16 protein-coding genes are annotated in these 19,043 nt (G+C 40.2%); 2 read left to right on the top strand and 14 right to left on the bottom strand.

What is annotated here, in order from left to right:
- Positions 1-519 precede the first annotated feature (519 nt).
- The 11 genes from DK924_RS18795 to DK924_RS11695 all read right to left on the bottom strand — a co-directional run bounded on the left by DK924_RS18795 (position 520) and on the right by DK924_RS11695 (position 13,459).
- Positions 520-885, bottom strand: coding sequence for a hypothetical protein (locus DK924_RS18795; protein WP_109875256.1), 366 nt, complete (start codon positions 883-885; stop codon positions 520-522).
- A 125-nt stretch (positions 886-1,010) separates the two neighbouring features.
- A complete protein-coding gene (locus DK924_RS11740) occupies positions 1,011-1,328 on the bottom strand; it encodes a hypothetical protein (protein ID WP_109875255.1) in 318 nt (105 codons plus the stop codon).
- Positions 1,329-1,418: 90 nt separating this feature from the next.
- Positions 1,419-1,853 carry an HIT family protein gene (locus DK924_RS11735; protein ID WP_219986083.1) on the bottom strand — a complete coding sequence of 145 codons (435 nt, stop codon included), beginning with the start codon at positions 1,851-1,853 and terminating at the stop codon, positions 1,419-1,421.
- A gap of 120 nt (positions 1,854-1,973) precedes the next feature.
- On the bottom strand, positions 1,974-2,441 hold the full coding sequence (locus tag DK924_RS11730) for a nuclear transport factor 2 family protein (protein ID WP_109875254.1): 468 nt from the start codon (positions 2,439-2,441) through the stop codon (positions 1,974-1,976).
- 120 nt (positions 2,442-2,561) lie between these two features.
- Positions 2,562-3,263, bottom strand: a complete 702-nt coding sequence (locus tag DK924_RS11725) for a polysaccharide deacetylase family protein (RefSeq protein WP_109875253.1) — start codon at positions 3,261-3,263, stop codon at positions 2,562-2,564.
- Between the two features lie 240 nt (positions 3,264-3,503).
- Entirely contained in the window at positions 3,504-3,821 is a 318-nt protein-coding gene (locus DK924_RS11720; protein ID WP_010388994.1) for a heavy metal-binding domain-containing protein, read from the bottom strand.
- 322 nt (positions 3,822-4,143) lie between these two features.
- A complete protein-coding gene (locus DK924_RS11715; RefSeq protein WP_109875252.1) occupies positions 4,144-6,399 on the bottom strand; it encodes an acyl-CoA dehydrogenase in 2,256 nt (751 codons plus the stop codon).
- A 292-nt stretch (positions 6,400-6,691) separates the two neighbouring features.
- Positions 6,692-7,717: a zinc-binding dehydrogenase gene (locus DK924_RS11710; protein ID WP_109875251.1), complete on the bottom strand. Its 1,026-nt coding sequence runs from the start codon at positions 7,715-7,717 to the stop codon at positions 6,692-6,694.
- Positions 7,718-7,728: 11 nt separating this feature from the next.
- Positions 7,729-9,138 (bottom strand): TolC family protein, encoded by a 1,410-nt coding sequence (locus DK924_RS11705; RefSeq protein WP_109875250.1) that lies wholly within the window; start codon positions 9,136-9,138, stop codon positions 7,729-7,731.
- A complete protein-coding gene (locus DK924_RS11700; protein WP_054201232.1) occupies positions 9,131-12,280 on the bottom strand; it encodes an efflux RND transporter permease subunit in 3,150 nt (1,049 codons plus the stop codon). The genes DK924_RS11705 and DK924_RS11700 overlap by 8 nt, the downstream gene beginning before the upstream one ends.
- Positions 12,281-12,289: 9 nt before the next feature.
- Complete coding sequence (locus tag DK924_RS11695) at positions 12,290-13,459, bottom strand: efflux RND transporter periplasmic adaptor subunit (RefSeq protein ID WP_055011970.1); 1,170 nt, start codon at positions 13,457-13,459, stop codon at positions 12,290-12,292.
- A 117-nt stretch (positions 13,460-13,576) separates the two neighbouring features.
- On the opposite strand from DK924_RS11695, the gene DK924_RS11690 reads away from it, so the two are divergent.
- The gene (locus DK924_RS11690; protein WP_010389001.1) at positions 13,577-14,515 is read left to right on the top strand and encodes a LysR family transcriptional regulator; all 939 of its coding nucleotides are present in this window, start codon (positions 13,577-13,579) and stop codon (positions 14,513-14,515) included.
- A 12-nt stretch (positions 14,516-14,527) separates the two neighbouring features.
- Here the strand turns inward: DK924_RS11690 and DK924_RS11685 are convergent, their stop codons facing one another.
- Together DK924_RS11685 and DK924_RS11680 are read right to left on the bottom strand one after the other, a co-directional pair.
- Positions 14,528-15,541, bottom strand: coding sequence for a GGDEF domain-containing protein (locus DK924_RS11685; RefSeq protein WP_109875249.1), 1,014 nt, complete (start codon positions 15,539-15,541; stop codon positions 14,528-14,530).
- A 109-nt stretch (positions 15,542-15,650) separates the two neighbouring features.
- Positions 15,651-16,514 carry a DUF6279 family lipoprotein gene (locus tag DK924_RS11680; protein WP_109875248.1) on the bottom strand — a complete coding sequence of 288 codons (864 nt, stop codon included), beginning with the start codon at positions 16,512-16,514 and terminating at the stop codon, positions 15,651-15,653.
- A 311-nt stretch (positions 16,515-16,825) separates the two neighbouring features.
- Between DK924_RS11680 and DK924_RS11675 the strand changes: the two genes are divergently transcribed.
- Entirely contained in the window at positions 16,826-17,551 is a 726-nt protein-coding gene (locus DK924_RS11675; RefSeq protein WP_109875247.1) for a tetratricopeptide repeat protein, read from the top strand.
- Positions 17,552-17,619: 68 nt separating this feature from the next.
- Here DK924_RS11675 and DK924_RS11670 read toward each other — a convergent pair whose 3' ends face one another.
- Positions 17,620-19,038, bottom strand: coding sequence for a coniferyl aldehyde dehydrogenase (locus DK924_RS11670; RefSeq protein WP_109875246.1), 1,419 nt, complete (start codon positions 19,036-19,038; stop codon positions 17,620-17,622).
- Between the last annotated feature and the right edge of the window lie 5 nt (positions 19,039-19,043).

Raw genomic sequence — 19,043 nt, 5'->3', positions numbered from 1 at the left:
TTGCCAAAGAAGATACACAGCCAAATGCCAGAAATAGACTGACGACAGTTAATAGCTTTCCTCTTTTGGACGATTCCATTTCCACGGCTAATTCTTCAGACATGCGATTCCTTTTTGAACATAACGCCTCAATTAATGGGCGAAAAATGGTTGGCTATAATCGCGAAGCGAAGCCAACTGTTTTTTGTCCTATTAAATTGCTTGTTAGTTATGCGGACTTGATGCGGCTTGGCCGCCCCACTTTACTTAAACAAACAACCGTAACTTTTGTAAACGCAACATTACCAACAAACTATTGAAAAGTTAAGGCTTAACGTGATTGAGATTACATGGAAGTTTGAACGCTAAACGCGACAAGTAAAACCTAAACACTTCCTGTGATGAAGCACTTCGATTAACAAACTCACCAGAATTTGAAACCACTTTCCCTAGTAAAACTTTAGAGCAAACTAACGCTTAACATATGGGGATTTTAGGAGCGCTTTACCAGCGAGTAAAATTCCCACCATTATGTTTTTGTTATGTTTTGATTTTAAAAACAAAACGACGAAATAGTAAAGCCTGTATTAAAGCGATAACACCTAACATCCACTGTCCATTAAAGTAGAAGCTTAGACAGATAAAAACACTAGGAAATAAGGCATAAAACAAATAGCTTTTGTTGGTAAATTTACATATTACCCAATGAGTAGGAAAACCAATAAATAGCCAACCCAAAATTGAAATTAGGAGAAAAACGCCAATATAAAGTAGAAAAGAAACAAACAACCCCAAAATATCAGAAAATTGCAGTTTGCCTGAATTCAAAATGGCAACTAGAGGCAAAAAGATACTTGAGATAAATAAACTTCTAATTATGGCGCTATCCCAACTTCCTAAATTCAATGGCTACTCTCGCAAAACATAACGCAGCAAATAAACGGCAAAAAATAGTTGGCTATAATTTGTGAGGCACGAGCAAAGCCAACTGTTTTTGTCCGCGCTTTTAATTTGCATTGTTATGTACCGCCTTAAGCTGAACACTCATTAACTATATTTTCCAGAAATTCTTTTGACTCTTTGAAAGACTTAGGTGTAAACACCTCCCCTGAGTCTTCTGTATTTGTACCATCAATTGTTAATTCATAGTAATTAATTTGCCCTTCAGCTTTTTCTACTTCTACGGAGAGCAAATAACTAGTTAATGACCGATACTCTTCAAATTTGTCAAAGAAGCAGGCCTCATAGACAGGAACATCGAGTTTTTTACCATAACCAACCAATTTAATAGATTGGAAGCCACATGCAGCCAACAAAGAACAAAGTAAAATTGAAATCAGTGTTTTCATATCACCCTAGGTACATAACGCTTGCAGCACGCGCGCCCACGAAATGGAGCCGGAGGCGTAATGTAGTGGGAGTCGCCGTGCCTGCACTTGTTATGCATGTGGACTTTCTAATTGTGCAATGATTAACGCAGCTATCTCTTTAAGCTTCCCAACCTCTTCAAACTGCACGCCATGGTCTTTTATCACCAACAAAGGTCCTGGAAAAACATGAAAATGAAAATGCCCTACAGTTTGACCGGCAGAAGAGCCATTGTGCTGGAATATGGTTGACCCAGTCACCCCCATAGCGCGCTCGAGAGCTTTACCTATTTTCTGAACGGTTAGCATGCATGCTTGAGCAGCTTCTGCAGACAGATCGTAAATTGTGACCGCTTGTTCCTTGGGTACTACTAATACGTGACCATCCTTCTGCGGCATTATATCCATGAATGCGAGCGTTAAATCATCCTCATAGACCTTTACACAGGGGGCCTCTCCAGCAATAATCTTCGCGAAAGTATTACTAGTGTCGTAGATTGGGTTCACTGATTTCTCCAGCTTACGGAAATGCATAACGCCAAAGTAAGCGGAAAAATACAGTTAGGCTAAACTGCGCGAAGCGCGAGCCAACTGTAATTTTTCCGTTTAAGCGCCTTGTTATGTGAATTATTTACCGTACCTGCGAATTACTGATACTTTACCATTTTCTAACTCAAGAACATCTAGTACCACTTTGTTATAGCTAAACTCTGAGCCGTCTGAACGTAGGCCTGTAGCGGAGAAAGTATGTTTAAGTGCTATGGAATTATAACCAACAATATACTCAAGAATTTTTGCTTTATAATCGGTATGAACACCTAGATATCGAGACATACCTTCACGCATTAATTTTTTACCATCAGGCTCTCTTGAGTCATCTGGCGCATTAGGAAAATGTTGATTACCAACATCATCAGTTAAGAATGACAAGTAAATCTCTAAGTCTTCTCTAGATGCTCCTGGTTGTTGTGTATTAGTCATTGCTTGATAGTATTGCTTAACAAAATTCTCATAATCAAATTTATCATCACTCGCAAAAGCAATGGTTGAAATTAGAGAGATTGAAATAGCTAGAATTGAAATATATTTGTTCATTGGTACTCCTTACCGTGAGATTCACATAACGCTTTGCTAAGAGGCTAAAATGGTTGGCTGGCTTTTTTGCGGTACTTTGCAAAAAACGAGCAAACTGTTTTAGTCCTTTTAAGCACCTTGTTATGCGCTACTGCCTATTAATTCAGATACTGTAACAAAGCGATAACCTTTATCTTTTAACTGCTGAACAATTAAAGGTACCGCAGCCATTGAATTACCTCTAGATTTAAACATTACATGTAAAAGAATAATTGACCCTGGCTTAGTATTTTGGACAACGTAATCGGATATATCACTTGCACTAGCATTTTTATCTAAATAAGTTTCAGGCTCCACATCCCACGTAACGGTAGTTATATTATTATTTAGATAATAAGGTAGCGAAAACAATTTTTTACCATAAGGTGGTCTAAAATGTATTTCACCTTTATAACCTGCCTCTGTAATTAACTCATTAGTTTTTTCTAGCTCATCTGCAACAAAGTTATAACTTTTCAAAACCATACGTTGATGAGTATATGAATGGTTTCCAACTTCATGACCTTTATCAACGATATTTTTTGTTTCTTGAATGTTTTCTTCTATAGCTTTGCCGACTAGGTAAAATGTAGCTTTAATTTCTGATTCATCTAGGATTTGGAGAATTTCTTTTGTTTTAAGTCTAGTCGGACCATCATCAAAAGTTAATGCGACTACTTTTTCAGTTGTTTCTACTCGATCTATAAGGTTACCAAAAAATTGAAATTTTTCATTCTTACTCAGCTGCCATAAAGCAATAAATATGATCAGCACTAATGCTGATAGTTTGATTATTTTACTCATGCAGACTCCATTTGCGCATAACAATTTTATAGTGTGCTCATAGCGCATATCTCTGCCAGCGCCCCACTAATATATTTATTAATTTCTTTTTAACAAATAAGTTAACACATTGCCAACTTTAAACTTTTAGTCAGGCTGTTCTTTTAATACAGTGCAGAAAAGAGGAAAGCGTCCTCATTTCTTGGCTTTGGAAGAAAACGCCAAAAATGCCAAGCGTTTCGAATCTGCTTAAATTGTTTGTTATGTTCGAAGTTTAACGGCAGTGCCAAACACTAATATTTCTGATGCCCCATCAGTAACTGAGCTAGTTGTAAATCGTATTCCTACTATTGCATCGGCATTTAACTTTTTTGCATCTTCTATTAATCGTTCTAACGCTACATTTCGAGCTTCCATCAACATCTCGGTATAGCCTTTGAGTTCGCCGCCCACTATTCCTTTTAAACCAGCCATGATATCTCGACCAACATGTTTAGACTGAACCATGTTGCCATTAACTATGCCCAATACAGCTTCGATTTCTTTACCAGGAACAGTTTCCGTTGTCGTATAAATCATAATTTTTCCCTAAAACATAACAGCTTATTAAACACCACTTTGGGAGTTATAACCCTCAAAACGGCGTATATTACATACGCTTAATAATTCCACTAAACAACTCTAATGTAAACAAGTAATTACGTAGGTTATTTACACCCATTGTTAAAACACACTACAACAACGTTTAATAATGTTCTGTACCATTAAATTAGTCGTCATTAGTTATGAGCTTAAATCACACCCATAAAAAAGCCCCGCTTGATGTTACTCAAGCAGGACTCCACACTAATTTTGTATCAATAAAAGCGCCTAAACTGCAGGCGCTTTGCATTATTGAATTTTATTGGTTAACCACACTTTTAAGCGGATTAACTGGCTGTGCGTTGTCGTCTAGGATGTTCATATCGAAGTCGAACTCATCAACACGAATCGCTTTTTCACGCTTTTTGTTGTAATCACTTAACTGAACAAATTCAGCGTCGTTAATTACTTTTGCAGCAAGTGCATTTTCAAGCGTGATTGAAAAACGCGTACCCGGCTTAAAGGTTTTAGCACGTAGCGCTTTTTTCACTTTTGCTAATAGCTCTAATGATGCCATTTTAGCTTTGTAAGCTTGCTCGTTGATGTGATGACCATCACCTTCAATTGGCTTAACTAAATGCGTGATTTGCGCTTTAAATGCCGTATCAAGCTGAGCTTGTTTTGCTAATTCACGAATTAAATCATCGCTGATTTTTGGCATTTTAGTTGAGTAGTTCATAGTAATGAAACGAATGAACTTACGAGTACCACTTGCAGGGAAGTTATCTAAGAACTTGTGCAATGCTTCTTCTGCACTTTGTAGTGCAAAACGAGTCGCATAATGGAAGTAAGGAGCCGCTTGCTCACGCTCGCTGCTTGCTACTTTTTGCTCGTAATACTTAATAGATGCCATAGCTGCATACAAGAAGCTCATTACATCGCCTAAACGTGCTGAAAGCATTTCAGCTTGCTTTAATTTACCGCCAAGTACTAGTAATGAGAAGTCAGCATATACAGCTAATTTAGCTGATAGTTTATGCACTGCTTTTTCGTAGTCACGTACTTCTGGTAATGCAGAGCTTGCGCCAGCAGTAAACGGTAGTACACCTAAGCGGAATGCACGTAAGCTGTTTGCTGTGCTGTAGCCAACTGTTTTACGTAAAATACCGTTAAATTCTGCATCTGCGTTTTTGTCATCGCTATGAATAGACTCAACCATAGACTGTAGGTATGGGTGACAACGCATAACACCTTGACCAAAGATCATCAGGTTACGAGTAAGAATGTTCGCGCCCTCTACCGTAATGGCAATTGGCTGTGCCACATAACCGCTAGCAAGTGTGTTTTGAGGACCATTCTGAATTGCTTTACCCGCTTGAATATCCATTGCTGAGTCAAGCACATCACGGCCAAGCTCTGTCATATGGTATTTAGCGATTGCAGTCACTACCGATGGCTTTAAGCCCATGCCTAAACCTTCAGTTGTAAGTACTCGCATTGCTTCTTGTAGGTATGTTTTACCTGCAATATCAGCTAACTTTTCTTGAATACCTTCAAATTGACCAATTGATAAACCAAACTGTTCACGCACTGCTGCGTACTCAGAAGCTGATTTAAATGCAACTTGTGCTGTACTTACACCCAATGCTGGTAATGAAATACCACGACCTGCGCCTAAACAGCTAACTAGCATTTGCCAACCGCGACCGATGTTTTTCTGACCACCGATAATAAAGTCCATTGGTACAAATACTTTGTTACCACGTGTAGTACCGTTGTAAAAACGGATACCCATAGGATCATGACGGTTACCAAGTTCTACACCAGGGTGCTCTTTTGGAATAAGTGCACAAGTAATACCTAGGTTTTCTTTGCCACCCAATAAACCATCAGGGTCAACTACTTTAAACGCTAAACCAAGTACAGTAGCAATTGGTGCGAGTGTAATGTAGCGCTTGTCCCATGTAATTTCTAGGCCAAGTACTTCTTCACCGTTGTACATGCCTTTAGTTACGGTACCTACATCAGGAATACCGCCGGCATCAGAACCTGCTTCTGGGCTGGTTAATGCAAAACATGGAATGTCTGTACCATTTGCTAAACGTGGTAAGTAATGTGCTTGTTGCTCCTCTGTACCAAAGTGAAGTAGTAACTCACCTGGGCCTAACGAGTTTGGTACCATTACAGTTACCGCAACAGCTGAACTTTTCGTTGCAATAGTACCTACAATTGTTGAGTTAGCGTATGGGCTGAACTCTAAACCGCCAAACGATTTAGGGATGATCAGCGAGAAGAAACGCTCTTTTTTCAAAAACTCTAAAATGTCGTTTGGTAAATGAATACCATTTTGAATGACTGAATCATCAATCATGCCTAGTAGTTCTTGTACTGGACCGTCTAGAAACGCTTGTTCGTCTGCGGTTAATTTTGCCGCAGGTACATCGCGTAGCGCGCTAAAATCTGGTTTACCTTGGTAGATAGACCCTTCTAGCCATACATCGCCAGCGTCTAGCGCTTCTTGCTCAGTAACTGAAATACTTGGTAATACTTTTTTTAATTTTGTACGTAAACTCATAACGAACTCATCCGACCAGATAAATAATACCTACATTACGTCATAAAAATCGGTTTAGATCAATTACTCTATTCAATTAATTAACAGTTTTTTCAATTTATTTTCTTTACCTGAACGTAAACTGTTGAAATAAAAAGGCTTACACATGTACGCTGAATTATTATTTTTTTTGTTAAAAATTTAATAATTCTGGTTGTTGGCGCCGCAAATACGGATTTGGTAATAAAGTAGAAACAAAAAAGCGCAGCCTAAAATTAGGCTGCGCTTTTTAAATATGGGAATGTGAGTAAACCTAGCTTATTTTAACCACTTGTTTACCTGTAAAACCACCTGCTAACTGGTTGTTTAATGCGCTAGAAACAGCCTTTGCGTTAAAATCAACAGCTAATACTTCTGGAGGAATTATTTCGCCATTAGAGACCGTTTCAAGCAACAAATTACCCATAAAACTCATGCGCTGCTGCGCGCATAGGCTATTGGCTAACCACGCGCCACCTAAGGATACAATACTAATATTGGGTGCTCTACGGTACATTAGCTGCTGTTCAAAATTAGGCAGTGGATTTAAACAAGCAATACGACCACAAAAACGCATTAGCTCGATATTTTGAATGGTCGATTCCCCACCCATAATATCAATAACGGCATCAAATCCTTGTGGGCCAAGCTCTCGGCGAATTTTGTCACATAAGGTTTTGTCGTTGTAATCAAAGACGACATCAGCCCCTAGCTGCTTAACCAATTTGTGGTTACGCTTGGAGGCGGTTGTAAATACATCGGCACCACGCTGCTTTGCAAATTGAATAGCAAATTGACCTACAGCACCTGCCCCGCCTTCAACAAAGAGGGTATCGCCTTCAGTTACGGCTAATTTATCTAAGCTGATAAGCGCTGCCATTCCGGCGCAGGGCAAAGTAGCAGCCTTGTCACTGGCTAATTGCTGCGGAATGATAGACACTGCATAATTAGGCACTTTTGCGTATTCGCTCAATATCCCTTGCTCACCAATACTAGCGTGCCACATTACACGCTCACCCACGCCAGGAAATACGCCTTTACCCGCTTTAACCACTACACCCACTGCATCCAAGCCTAAAACATGCGGATACTGCCATAAACAAAAGCCAGATTTAGCAAATTGCGCATCCACCGGATTTAAACCAACATACTCCACTTTTACTAACAGCTCATTACCTGTGCATTGAGGCACAGGTAATTGAATATCCGTTAAGTTAATATCCTCATTAGGCTCTATTAAGGCAATAGCCTGCATAGATGAAGGAATAGTATCTGGGTTTGTAACTACAGTATTAGGCATCAAAAACTCTACTAGTTAGTATTACTTAACGCGTAACTCCATCGTCCATTAAATGACTGGTAAGCATTTACCTTAGCCAGTAACGATGAAATAGTTGAATCAACAGCATTTTCTTGTGCTATTAAAACATCCTGACGTGCATCTAACAACTCTAAGTAAGGAATTTGCCCTTCTTCATACATTGCTTGTGCTTGCAAAAATGCATTATTAGCAAATTGATACCGCTGCTCAGCAAAACGCGATTGCTGTGCTTGATTGACCAAGTATTGCAATGAAAGTTCACTCTCGTTAATCGCTTTTAACACCACTTGTTGATAGTCAGTATAAGCAGCTTGACTTAAAAACTGCTGCGCATCACGCTGAGCCAACAACGCAGGATAACTTAATAAAGACCATTGTACTTGTGGTGCAACTTGCCACTGCTGCTGGGTGTCGCTAAAACCATTACTGCCCAAACTTAGCACGCCTGCAAAACCACTTAAGCTGATATCGGGTAATAGAGCTTTACTGGCTGCCACACTTAAACTATTTGCTTGACTAAAGTCATATAATGCACGGCTAATATCGGGCCTTAGTGCAATAGCCTGATTTGGCTTTGCTAGTGACACTTGAAATGCCTTGCTCAATACAGCACGTTCATCATCAATACTCAGTGATTGCGTTGGTTGTGCACTTAATACCGCCAGCGTAGATAAGTCACGAAACTTAGCATATTCAATCGCCGGAATGAGCGCTTGTTGCTGCCTAAGTTGCGCCATGGTGCGGTTTAAATCAAGCTCATTTGCCACACCTTCATCTACTTGCGCCTGCAGCACTTGAATGCTTTGTTCAAGTGCTTCAATTTGCATTTCAATAATTTGTTGCTTTTGCAGGTTGCCCTGATAGCTGGCAAACCCTTTAACCACAGATGACACAACTTCAATTTGTAATAGCCTAACTTGCTCTGCTTGGCTCATAGCTTGTGAATTTGCGGCATCAACGAGTGCAGTTATTCGACCAAATAAGTCGAGCTGCCAGTCAAGTGCAACATTTGCACTTGACTGTCGGCTATTGGTATCGCCTAGTCCACTTCGTTTAGCTCCAACCTCAACACCGCCTTGCGGTAAGTATTGTGCTTGTTGTTCACCAATACGTGCCAACGCACTTTTAAGCACTAACTGACTCGTTTGTAAGTCGTAGTTATTAGCTAATGCGTTACTAACAAGCTGGTTTAATTGCGCTGAACCTAACTTGTACCACCAGTTTTGCTCATCTTCACCAACATACTGTTCTGCCGATATTGCTTGGGCAACAAACTCGTTTACTTGTTGTTGCTCAGCTGCTGTATCTATTTTGCTCGCACAGCCAGATAACACTGCAATCGCTAACACTGAGCCTAAAAATGCCGGCATTTTAAATTTGTTTAAATGTAATTTAGTCATTTGAAGACTCCTCAGCGCGCTGCTTTTTTACCACCAGCATGTAAAACACTGGCGTAAATAATAGCCCAAATACAGTCACACCAATCATACCTGAGAATACTGCGTTACCCATTGCATGACGCATTTCAGCACCGGCACCAGTTGCCAACACTAACGGAATAACACCCGCGGTAAAGGCAATTGAGGTCATTAAAATAGGACGTAAACGCATGCGACACGCTGCCAACATAGCCTCAAGGTGCGATAATCCAGTGTCGTGTTTATCTTTGGCAAATTCCACCATTAAAATGGCGTTTTTAGAGGCCAGTGCCACCAGTACAATTAACGCTATTTGGGTAAATATATTGTTGTCTGAGCCTACAAACCACACCCCTAATAACGCAGAGAATATAGTCATAGGTACAATTAAAATAATGGCCAATGGTAAACGTAGGCTTTCATACTGTGCAGCCAGTACCATAAACACAAGCAATACCACCAGTGGGAACACGTACACCATAGTATTGCCGGCAAGTACTTGCTGATACGTTACCTCAGTCCACTCATATTCAATACCAGTAGGTAGCGTTTTCGCCAATACATTTTCAATCGCTGTTTGCGCTTGGTCTGAGCTGTAACCTGGCGCTGGGCTGCCGTTAAGTTCAGCACTTGGGTAACCGTTGTAGTGCATAACACGATCAGGGCCTATAGTTGGCGTTACCGTAAGCACTGAGCCTAGTGGCACCATATTACCTGCACGATTACGTACTTTTAGGTTTAGTATTTGCTCTGGGTCTACCCTAAATTCAGCATCTGCTTGAGCATTTACTTGGTAGGTACGACCAAACATATTAAAGTCGTTTACATACACTGAGCCTAAATAAATCTGCAATGAGTTAAATACTTCATCAAGCGCAATACCTTGGATAAGTGCTTGTTCGCGGTCAATATCAATATCCATTTGCGGTACTTGAATTCTAAAGCTTGAATACAGCCCCATTAACGCCGGATCTTTTTGCGCCGCAGCAATCACTGATTGCAAGCTATTAAATAATGCTTCAAAGCCTTTGTTAGCTCTATCTTCAATTTGCAGTTTAAAGCCACCTGTAGTGCCTAAGCCTTGAATTGGCGGGGGCGGAAATACAGCCACAAACGCTTCATCAATAGCTGCAAAACGTTGGTTTAGTTGCGCTGCAATAGCCGAAGCCGACATACTCGGATCGGTACGCTCTGCAAAAGGCGCCAATGGTGTAAACACAATGCCGCTGTTAGGGCTATTAGTAAAACCATTTACAGATAGACCAGGGAACGCCACGGTGTTTGCAACACCAGGAACCTCGAGCGCTATTTGCTGCATTTGTTTTACTACCGCTTCAGTTCTGTCTAAGCTTGCTGCATCTGGTAGTTGCGCAATGGCAACTAAGTATTGCTTATCTTGCTGTGGTATAAAGCCACCAGGTACCGCGTCAAACAGCTTAATCGTACCGCCAACTAAAGCAACATAGGCAACCATTACCACCACACTCATACGAATAAGCTTTTGTACTAGCTTTTCATACCCTGTTGCACCACGGTTAAACAGTCGATTAAATGGCTTGAATAACCAGCGACCAAATAACTTATCTAATAAGCGGGTAAACGCATCTGGTTTTGCGTCGTGCGATTTTAACAATAAGGCTGCTAGCGCCGGTGACAATGTCAGTGAGTTAAACGCTGAAATAACTGTTGAAATAGTTATGGTTAAAGCAAATTGCTTATAAAACTGTCCAGAAAGTCCAGTAATAAAGGCCGTTGGAATAAATACCGCACACAATACCAATGCAATCGCAATAATTGGGCCGGTTACCTCTGTCATTGCAACGCGTGTTGCTTCAAGCGGCGATAAGCCGTTTTCTATATTTCGTTCAACATTTTCGACCACTACAATCGCATCATCAACCACAATACCTATAGCCAGTACTAAACCAAATAGCGATAAGGTATTAATAGAAACACCAAGCCACTGCATTACAGCAAAAGTACCAATGAGTGAAACTGGCACAGCTATAAGCGGAATAATAGATGCGCGCCACGTCTGTAAGAATACAATAACTACAATAACAACCAATGCGATTGCTTCAAGCAATGTCGCTATTACCGCATCAATAGAGCCGCGAACAAACACAGTTGGATCATAAACAATGTCGTATTCAACACCTTCAGGAAAGTCTTTCGATAAACGTGCCATGGTTTCACGCACCTGATCTGAAAGCTCAATGGCATTTGAGCCCGGGCGTTGAAATATTGGCATTGCCAATGCGGGTTGATTATCAAGTTCAGCACGCAGTGAGTACGAGTCTTGGCCTAAGTCAACACGCGCCACATCTGACAAACGCGTAAGTTGCCCTTGCTCACCGACTTTAATAATAACCTGCTTAAATTCTTCAATGCTATTTAGGCGGCCTTTCACGTTTAATAAAATTTGAAATTGGCTATCGTTAGAGATTGGTTGAGCACCTAAGCTACCCGCTGCAACTTGCTGATTTTGCGAGCGCAAAGCAGCCACAACATCGGTTGCTGTAAGCTCACGTGCTGCTAATGCATCTGGATTTAACCACACACGCATAGCATATTTACCACCACCAAATAACTGAATATCACCCACGCCAGGTAAACGAGCTATTTCATCTTTAATGTTTAAATCGGCATAATTTGATAAATACGCCGTATCATGGCTATTCTGGGGTGAATATAAATGCACCACCATGGTTAAATCGGGTGATGACTTTTCAGCAACTACCCCTAAACGCTGTACCTCTTGTGGTAACCTCGGTAATGCACTATTTACTCGGTTTTGCACCTGTACTTGAGCACGGTCTAAATCCGTCCCTAAGGCAAATGTTACGGTTAAAGTCATGCGCCCGTCACTGGTCGCTTGTGAAAACATATATAGCATGTTTTCAGTGCCGTTTATTTCTTGTTCAAGCGGTGTTGCCACTGTTTGTGCAATAACCGTTGGGTTTGCGCCCGGGTAACTGGCTGTCACTACCACTGTGGGTGGCACAACTTCTGGGTATTCACTGACTGGCAGCTGAAATAAAGAAATGCCACCCGCAATCAAAATAATCAGCGACAGCATGGCCGCAAAAATCGGTCGCTGGATAAAAAAGTGTGAAAATTTCATTTAATAACCTTATTGCTTAGCAACTAAATCGGCAGGGTTAGCAGTGAGTGTAAATGCCACACCTTGGGTATTAATTGTCACTTTATTTGGTGATATTGGCATGCCAGGCCCTACGCGAGCTGGCCCATTCACTGCAATCACATCACCTTGTTCAAGGCCAGAGGTAATGGCACGTAATGCGCCATAGCGCTCACCGACAGTAACCAATTTATATTGCAGTACATTATTTTCGCCTACAGTTAGCACAAAGCGGTTTTTTAAATCAGTACCAATAGCTCTATCTGGAATAATGACTGTTTCGCGTATTGCATTAGCAGCGAGTTTAATCCGTGCAAAAGAGCCTGAGCGTAACTCGTTACTACGATCTTCAAATACCGCTCGTACACGTAATGTGCCAGTAGAAGCATTAATTTGGTTATCTATAAAGTTGATGTGGCCGTTGTAATTAAAATCACTCTGCCCTACTTTTTGCATAACAACAGGTTGCTTGCTTGATGCAGTAACATCATCAAATGCATTGTTCCAAGTGCGTTCATCGACATCAAAGTAAGCATACATTTTGTCATTTGAAACAATTGAAGTGAGCACGCTTTGCCCGGCAAGGACGTTGTTACCTTTAGTGATGTTTGCGCGAGAGATAATTCCATCAATAGGTGAAACCACAGAGGTAAACTCTAAATCAAGTTCTGCGGCTTTAAGCTGAGCTTTAAGTGCAGCAAGTTGTGCTTCACGTTGACGTAACGTTGAGGTACGAGCTTGTGCTTGTTCTGTAGAAATTGCTTTACGCTCCGTTAGACGCACTGCACGTGATGCTTCGCTTTTTGCTTGTTCAAGAGCCGCTTGTGCACTTTTAACCTGAGCTTGTAAACTAGCTACCGTGGCTCTAAATGAACGATCATCAAGGCGAAATAACACATCACCTTGCTTAACAGCATCCCCTTCTTTAAATTCAATTTGCTCAATAATGCCTGATACACGCGGCATTAATGCCACTTTTTGCGGTGACTCTAAGCGCGTTGTATAGGTATGCCAACTTTGTACAGGCTTGACCAGGACTTGGGCTACATCAATAGCTTGATATTGTTGTGCGGGTGCTGATTGCGCTGTGCTTTCTTCAGCACAACCGGTCAGAGTAATCAATGCAACAGATAAGGCTGTAGCAACTAAGTGTTTGTTCATAACGACGCTCCTGTTAATTAGGCGATACATAATACGGAACATACTTGTTGACAAAAACAATAGATTTTTAAATTCATTAGTGCCAAAATGGCATCAAAGTGACACAATGGTGCAATAATGGATACAACAAGCCGACTCTTAATGCTGCTTGAAGTGGTTGAGCAGGGATCATTTGCTAAAGCTGCTGAAATACGCAACATTGATCGTTCCGTGATCTCTAAACAAATTAGTCGTTTAGAAGATGAGCTAGGCGTGAGGCTATTAAATCGAACTACCCGTTCGTTTTCACTTACCGCAGCAGGCGCTGAAATGATAAAAAAAGCGGACGAGTTGCGAAGCCTACTCGGCGATACCCTGCGTATGGCAGAGAATTATCACTTAGAACCTCGTGGCGTATTAAAAATTACCTCATCGACTTTAATTGGTCGGCGTTATTTACAACCAGTGATCAATGATTTCCAAAAGCGCTTTCCGCAAGTGGAAGTAGAACTTCGTTTAGATGATCGGCTTGTCGATATTGTCTCAGAAGGATTTGATTTAGCATTTAGAGTGGGTGAGCCAAAAGACTCCTCTTTGATTGCTCGAAAGATTGCGCGTAATCGTTTATTACTTTTAGCTTCCCCTGCATTTATCGAAACCTATGGAATGCCGAAAAACATAACTGATTTAGCACAATTACCCGCCGCTAGTTACGCAAGTAGTTCACTGCGAGTTGATGGAGTAAGTTACTACAACCACCTGGGTGAACAATGCGAACAAAAAATTAAAAGTGTATTTAGAGCCAATGATGCTGAAGCACTGTTAATGAAAACACTCTCTGGAACCACTTACGTTTTAGCTCCCGCGTTTATATTGGATAAAGAAGTGATTGATGGACAACTGGTGCCTTTATTAACGGATCTAAAATTAATGGAACACAGTGCCATGTATGCAGTATACCCACATCGTGATTTACCGGTAAGAACCCGGTTATTTTTTGATGCTGTACGTGAATATATTGGTAAAGAAAAACCGATTTGGGAAAACAGTATTCCTGATTTTGAACAAATGTATTAAGCCGCACTAAACTTAACCATGCACTAAAATATCAGTACAGACCCCGTTGCGGCCAGTTTCTTTGGCTTTATAAAGTTGTTTATCAGCCAAGTCTATTAGTTCACTAAGGCTTTGTTGCTGGTATTGAACAACGCCTATACTAGCGGTTAACTTAATGGTTTCACCATTGGCAATGATGTGCTTATTTTGTATTGCGAGTCTTAACTTTTCTGCCATTGCTAAGGCTGCTTGCGGGCTATCAAAGTTGCTCATTAGTGAAAACTCTTCACCTCCCACTCTAAATACATACCCTTTAGCAAAAGTGACACGCAATAATGTTGCTAGCTCAACCAACACTTTATCGCCCACCTCGTGCCCATACTGATCATTAATTTGTTTAAAGTAGTCTAAATCGAGTAAAAATAAGTAAAGTTGAGATTTATCTCTGAGCTCTACTTCAAAATACTGGTTCATTGATAAACGATTACCAGCACCGGTTAGGGGATCGAGTAACGCTAAATTTTTTAAACGTTTCGAAAAATCAGCTCTATTACCTTCAAAAACATGAGATATGGCCCATATGCTTATGTATACGAATAATAAGTTAAGCCCTATGTTAAAAGCTGAAAACGATGAATGTGGCAGTTTTTGAGATAACACCATCAACTGCAAAAAAAGTAATGCCGAAGACAAAATTAACCCATAACGCCTACCAAGTAGTAAGTAATAAAGAATAGGCAAAATAAATGTCCATAAAAACAGACCGTTTTTAAGGGGGGCTAAGTAAGTGCCGCACAACACAATTAAAGAGATGGCTAAACACATGATAATGGCATGCCAGCGCTTAGGGTAGTGTTTTTGTGAGTGCTTAAAAATATACAAGCATAATAAGGAAAAGCCGACTTCGAGACCACCAACAAGGTGTAAATTATTTACTGATAAATTAAAAACGGCAAACACCAACGACAAAAAACCAAAGCAAATACACATCCATTTAAGAACGTGCTTGCGTAGCGTTTTTGTGCTATTAAGAGCAGCTATATCCATGGATAACTTAAAATATTTTTGATGGCTTATAATACCCCTGAAATGCAAAAATCACAATTTTCAGCTAAATAAGCCAGTAAAAACAAGCAAAAAGAACTAGAAAACAACCTCAATCTGTAAGCAAGTCATTAACAGCACCCACTAAATCTGCAAATTCTTCGTCAACATGCGCTAACTGTTTAACGCTCAGCGTTTTATTTAACTTGAGTAGCAAATGCGCATAAGCTTTTAAATTTTGTTCATTTTGCTCAAGCAGCTCATTACTCATATATTGCTCACGCTCAGTGATAATGGTGTGTAATTCCTGGGTAAACTCTGCCTCGCTAAGTGTTTGCTGGCTAAAAAGGGCTTCAAGTGCGGCTAAACGAGTTAATTTATAGTCGTACCATAAATCACTGGTAGAGATATGCTCACTATTGGCTTGTGATATGAGCGTTTGCTGCTCAGAAGTGAGTTTGCCAAGCCACTGCTTGTAGTAATCTAGTTGTCTCTCTAAGCGTTGTTGTTGGTGCTCCTCTTTAGTTAATGAAGCGTGCTCTTGGATTTCATCATTAATTTGCTCGCGAATATTTTCTACCATTTCACTTCGCTGTGATGGGGTTAAGGTCAGCGCTAACTCAATTAAAGGGTCACTAGTATGCAACAGCAAGTTTCGCCAATGCTGCTTCACTTGGGTTATTTTATCCATCAACTGCGCAGTATCGGCTTCATTGTTTAGCAATTGTCTTAGGTCGAGTAAATCGGCTTTATATTTTGGTAATTCAACTTCACGATGCCAATCTCGGGTGTCGTTAATAATCGCTTTTAACTGCTTAGATTGGCTTTTATTAAGATCAACGTAATCATCTATCCAAAATGACGATAACCAACCTAGGTTGTTATAGGCAAATGTTGTTGAACAGCTGGTAATAAATAACAAACTGGTTATAAAAATAATTTTGCCTAGTTTTATATTTTTTAAATTATTTAACATGAAAAGACCCCGTTGTATGATGCTTTGGTTGCCAAAAATCATCATAAGTAATTATGTAAGCTACTGCTTGCTTTTATTTTTTTCATTTTTCTATAGAATCGCAAGCTAACGCAATTTATATCATAGCTATGTGCTTAAGTTTAGAATTTTTGAGCTATAGTTAAAGCTACTTGTTAATACGTTTGTATATCTAATTTATAAACGTTGGCGTTATTGATTTAGCTCATAATTTATTAGCTACTCGAGTAAGAAGTAAATGATTAATCGTTATGATGCTTACCAACAACGATAACTAATTTGGAGACATGCATATGTCACAGTCTAATTTAAAAGCAATGTTCTTTGCGGGCATTATACTTGCTACACCTTATGCTTATGCAGGGCTTGAGGAAGGCATAATAGCTGCAAACGCAGGGCAATTTGAGGAAGCACTAAAAGAGTTTAATTACCTTGCAGACAAAGGCTATGCCCCAGGTATTTACGAACTAGGTAAGTTGTACGAGGGCGGACATGGAGTTACTCGCGACTACTACAAAGCTGCAGAGCTTTATCAACAAGCAGTTAAAAAGAATCATGTAGATTCGATGTTTGCACTTGCAGTATTGTATGACGAAGGCAATGGCATAAAGTTAGACAAACAAATGGCTATTAGCTTATTTGAGAAAGCAGCCAATAAAAACCTTCCTGCTGCACAGTATAATTTAGGGGTAATGTACGCCAACGGCGATGGCGTGAGCCAAGATTATAAAGCCGCCAGAACATGGTATGAAAAAGCCGCCGCAAATAATTACACTCTTGCACAATTTAATTTAGCACTGATGTATTTCGAAGGCTTAGGAATGCCAAAAAACCTTGAAATGTCGTATGTGTGGAATACCATTGCTGAGTATAACGGTAATATGCAAGCTAGTCACAGTCGTAAACTTGATGAACGCACTATGCTCCCTAAGGAAGTCGCTGAGGCTAAAGAAAAAGCCGATGCTATTTATAATAAAATTTTAGCGGGTACTTATGCGGGTGAAGGGCGAATGTTTTAAGCCAAAAGAATAACTAAAAAAGCTGAATGAAGTGATTCATTCGGCTTTTTTATTTTAAGTACTACAGGCTATTTTACATAAAGCCACTTTAGCACTTTGATCAGTAATTTATTTTGTTTAAGTAATAAATCTATACGCGGATTAAACGAGCCTGATACTAAGGTATTTTTTGCATGGCTAAAGGTTAAAAAGCCTTCTTTAGCATGATAATGCCCCATTCCTGAATGACCCACCCCGCCAAATGGTAAATCATCGGCAGCTACTTGTATTAATGTATCGTTAACGGCAACGGTTCCGCTAAGTGTTTGCTTAATAATGTACTGTTGCGCTTGCTTGTCTTGGCCCAAAATATAAACCGCTAATGGATGATGGCGTAGTCGAATATAATTAAGCGCATCATCTAATTTGTCATAACTCATAATCGGTAAAATAGGCCCAAATAACTCTTCTTGCATTAATTGCATCTCGTCGGTGACATGCGTCACAATATGCAGACCCATCCGGTGTTTTTCAGCATCTTGTTGATTTTGCTCAAGTGGCTTTGTTATTTTAGCGCCTTGTTGTTGTGCTTGTTCTAAATAACCTAGCAGACGTTGATAATGAGCTGGACTAATAATAGAGGTCAGGTTTTTCCCTTCAACACCTTGCTTAAAGTGCTTTTTATAAAGTGTGCACAAAGCTTTAATAAACTGATGTTCTAGTGCTTTAGGAACAAATACGTAGTCAGGAGCCACACATATTTGCCCTGCATTGGCCATTTTGCCAAATAATAGAGCACGAGCGGCTTTATTTACGTCTGCTTTTTCTAACACAATGACTGGCGATTTTCCGCCTAGTTCTAAAGTGACTGGTGTTAAATTTTTACTCGCTGCGCCCATCACCAACTTACCGACCGCTGTTGAGCCAGTAAATAATAAATGTGCAAAGGGTAATGATGAGAACTCACTCGCCACCTCGCTGCCACCTTGAATAATGGTGCAGTGTTGGCTTAATTCACCTATAAATATTTTTTCAAGAACCGCATTGGTATTAGGCGTAAATTCACTGAGCTTTAGCATAACCCTGTTGCCCGCTGCAATCGCGGTGATGACCGGTACCAATGCCAATTGAATAGGATAGTTCCACGGTGCAATCACACCCACCACGCCAATAGGCTGATAGGTTACACTTACTTTTGAGGGCCATAAGCTTAACCCCGCGCTGCGATGACTAGGCTTAGACCAGCGAGGTAACTTTTTAATAATATGTACAAGCCCCTGCATGGTGGGCAAAATATCACCTACTAAGGTATCAAAGGCCGTTCGGTAACCAAAATCTTTAGATACTGCAGCAATTAAGTCTTGCTCTAGCGTTACAATTTTAGCGCGTACTTGCTTGAGTAAAGCAAGGCGTTGCTCAATGGGTAAGTAAGGGGTGTCTTCAAAAGAGTGCTTTAGTTCATTAAATTGTGAACGCAAAGTCCCTGTAGATAATGTATCAGTGGTCAAAATAG

It is taken from the genome of Pseudoalteromonas sp. meg-B1, assembly GCF_003173795.1.
Taxonomy (GTDB): domain Bacteria; phylum Pseudomonadota; class Gammaproteobacteria; order Enterobacterales; family Alteromonadaceae; genus Pseudoalteromonas; species Pseudoalteromonas undina.
This window is presented reverse-complemented; position numbering and strand designations above follow the sequence as displayed.